The 3,707-nt window shown below is 64.9% G+C and carries 1 protein-coding gene and 1 pseudogene; both read right to left on the bottom strand.

Features of this window, described 5'->3' with window-relative positions; all coding sequences use genetic code 11:
- The coding region (locus K7G82_RS29590; RefSeq protein WP_222994088.1) for a tandem-95 repeat protein at positions 1–3,137 on the bottom strand (3,137 nt) is incomplete at its 3' end.
- A gap of 291 nt (positions 3,138–3,428) precedes the next feature.
- Positions 3,429–3,707: pseudogene (locus K7G82_RS29585) on the bottom strand (family 16 glycosylhydrolase); the annotation flags it as partial.

Genomic DNA, 3,707 nt, shown 5'->3' with positions numbered 1-3,707 from the left:
GCGCGCACGGTGAGGCTGTAGCTCGGCCGGCTCTCGAAGGTCGCGGTCGTGCCGGTGGTGGTGATCACGCCGTTGGCATCGATATGGAACAGCCCGGCATCCGCGCCCGAGAGCGACCAGATGATGGTATCGCCATCGACATCGGACGCGGTGGCGGTACCGACGACCGTGCCGGCGGCAGCGCCTTCATTGACGCGGTCGCTGTCGATCGCAAGGTTCGCGGGCGCGTCGTTGACCGAATTGACCGTCAGCGCGACGGTGGTGGGGGCGCCGTTCGCGGTGCCGTCATTGGGGCGATAGCTGAAGCTGTCGCTGCCATGATAATCGGCATCGGGCGTATAGGTGAAGCTGCCGTTCGGATTGAGCGTCAGCGTGCCGTGCGAAGGGCCGGACACCAGCACAGCGGTCAGCACATCGCCATCGGCATCGGTGTCGTTCGACAGCACGCCGGGGGTGCTGATAACCAGCGCCGTGTCCTCGTCGGTCGCATAGTTGTCGCCCACACCCACCGGCAGGTCGTTGACCGCGGTGATGGCGATGGTCTGGCTGGCCGATCCGGTGAGCGCGCCGCCGCTGCCGCTGTTGCCGCCATCGTTGATGCCGACGGTCAGCGTCGTGCTGGCGGGCGGCGTATCGGTGTTCGCGGTGAAGGTGACGCTGCTGGTGGCGTTGGTGTTCAGCAGATCGTTGATCTGCGCCAGCGTGCCGGTGAGCGTGACCGTGCCCGTACCACTGCCCGAGACGTTCGCGCCGCCTGTGCCCGCGCTTACAGTCAATATGCCGTAGCCCACGCTCAGCGTCACCGTGACGCTGTCGCTGGCCGCATCGGCGTCGGCAACCGACACCGTGCCTTTCAGGTTGAGCGCGACCTGTTCGGTCGCCGCATAGGCGCTTGCCGAAACCGCCGCCGTCGGCGCGTCGTTCACCGCCGTGATGTTGATCGTCTGGCTGGCCGAACCGGTGAGCGCACCGCCGCTGCCCGTATTGCCGCCGTCATTGATGCCGACGGTCAGTGTCGTGCTGGCGGACGGCGTATCGGTGTTCGCGGTGAAGGTGACGCTGCTGGTGGCGTTGGTGTTCAGCAGATCGCTGATCTGTGCCAGCGTGCCGGTGAGCGTGACCGTGCCCGTGCCGCTGCCCGAGACGTTCGCGCCGCTCGTGCCCGCGCTCACCGTCAAGATGCCGTAGCCCACGCCCAGCGTCACCGTGATGCTGCCGCTGCCCGCATCGACATCGGCGACCGACACCGTGCCCTTCAGGTTGAGCGCGACCTGTTCGGTCGCCGCATAGGCGCTTGCCGAAACCGCCGCCGTCGGCGCGTCGTTCACCGCCGCGACATTGACGGTGCTGGTGACCGTGGTGCTGCCGCCGTCGCCGTCGTTCAGCGTCCAGCTGATCGTGCGCGCGCCGCCCGACGGGGCGTCTCCGCCCGAATTGGTGTAGCCGATGGTGCGCAGCAGCGCCTGCACCGCGCCGACCGGCGGGGCCGGGCGGCCATCGGGATCGTAGAAGCTGAAGCTGAGCGCACCGCCGCCGGCGCCGCCGCCGGCCACCAGGCCGATCTGGGTGCCGTTATAATAGACTTGGCGATCGCCACCCGGAAGCGGCGCGCCCAGCGTGATGAACGCATCGGCTATGATCACAAGCTGATCCTGCGCACTCACCAGGCCGCCGGTGATCGAGACGGTCAGCGTGCCGCCGTCGAAATTGGTGCTGTCGGCGTCCGTGATCGCGGCATTGGCGCTCGCGTCGATCAGCAGCGCGCCATTGCCCTCGGTCCAGGTGACGCTGTCGCCGTTCAGGTTCGAGATCACCGGTGCGTCGTTGATGGCCGTGATGTTGATCGTCTGCGTGGCCGAACCAGTGAGCGCGCCGCCGCTGCCGCTATTGCCGCCGTCATTGATGCCGACGGTCAAAGTCGTGTTCGCGGGCGGCGTATCGGTATCGGCGGTGAAGCTGACGACGCTGGTGGCATTGGTGCCCAGCAGATCGTTGATCTGCGCCAGCGTGCCGGTGAGCGTGACACTGTTCGTGCCGCTACCCGATACGTTCGCACCGCTCGTACCCGCGCTCACGGTCAGCACGCCGTAGCCGACGCCCAGCGTCACCGTGATGCTGGCATTGCCGGAATCGTCAGCGACCGAGACCGTGCCCTTCAGGCTGAGCGCGACCTGTTCGGTCGCCGCATAGGCGCTCGCCGAAACCGTCGCCGTCGGCGCGTCGTTCACCGCCGCGATGGTGATGGTCTGCGTCACCGGCGCGGAGGGGGTGGCATCGCCGGGTTCCTGCGCGGTCACGGTGAGCACGGTGCTGGCGGGCGGCGCATCGGTGTTGGCGGTGAAGGTGAAGCTGCTGGTGCTGTTGGCGCCGAGCAGATCGTTGACCTGCGCCAGCGTGCCGGTGAGGGTGACCGTACCGGTGCCGCTGCCCGAAACGCTCGCTCCGCTGTCGCCCGCCGTCGCCGTCAGGATGCCGTAACCGACGCTCAGCGTCACCGTCATGGTGTTGCCGCCGACATCGCTGTCGGCAATCGAGACATTGCCCTTGAGATTGAGCGCGACCTGCTCGGTCGCCGCATAGACAGGGGTTTCGTTGAGCGAAAAGGCGGCTGAGCCCCCGCTGAATATCCAGCCGGACGGATTGGCGAAATTGCTGCTCAGATAAGCGCCATCGCTGCCAATATCGGTGTTCGTCTTCATCCACCAGATCTTCGAACCGTCATAGGCCGATCCCCAGGCTCCCTCGTGCAGCACGATGAAATAGGTGCCGGCATCGAGCGTCACGCCGAGATCGATCGTCGCCAGGATGATATCGTCGGTGGAGCCATAGTTCAGACCAGTGTCCACCATGATCGGCGAACTGTCCGCCCCGGTAAACAGCAACGTGCCGGGAGCACCACCCACCGATGAATAGATGCCCCAGCTCAACGTACCGCTGAAGCCATCCAATATGCCATTGTCGGGACTGCTGTCGTCGTTAAGGGCGGCGGTGATCGTCGTCAGCGTACGGCGTTCGGCAAGCGTGAAGCTCTCCGCAGTTACATATTCGGAAAGATTATACGCATCTGTAATATCGATCCCGCTCTGGTTGAAGAGCGTGCCGGGTGCTGCGATGTAAACCGTAGGCGCGATGGTCATCCATTGTCTCCGCACGAAAGCTCAATGGTCGCCATGCGTTGCCCCCATTGATCGCGATGGGGCGTTCCCACGCTTCATGAAGATGCCTCGTAGGAACCGGAGGCGCGTCAGTCGATTGAATTTAAGTATAATATTTAAATGGAATACGAGGTTTCCGCCCACCGATCTGCGTCCGCCCGAAGTGGTGGCGCAGGATTTCGTCTATCGCGCGCTTCGAAAGGCCTGAAAAAGCCGGCCCTGCGATGCGGGGCCGGCTTTTCTGCGCTGTGCTTTAATTCGCGACGTGCCCGATCATGCGAAGGTGATCTGGTTGATGTCGGAGATGCCGAGCAGGGTGACGGATCCGCCCTGTTCGAGGTTGATGCGGAGATCGACGATCTGATCGTTGTTGGTATCGGCGGCGACGGTGCCGAGGATGTCCATGCCGGTGGCGAGACGGATCACGTCCTGGCCGGGGGTATAGTCGGTGATGACATCATGGCCGTCCTGGAAGCCGATGACGAACACGTCCTTGCCGGCGCCGCCGGTCAGCGTGTCGTTGCCCGCGCCGCCGATCAGCGTGTCGTCCCC

It is taken from the genome of Sphingomonas colocasiae (assembly GCF_019880585.1).
In the GTDB taxonomy this organism is placed as follows: Bacteria; Pseudomonadota; Alphaproteobacteria; order Sphingomonadales; family Sphingomonadaceae; genus Sphingobium_A; species Sphingobium_A colocasiae.
This window is presented reverse-complemented; position numbering and strand designations above follow the sequence as displayed.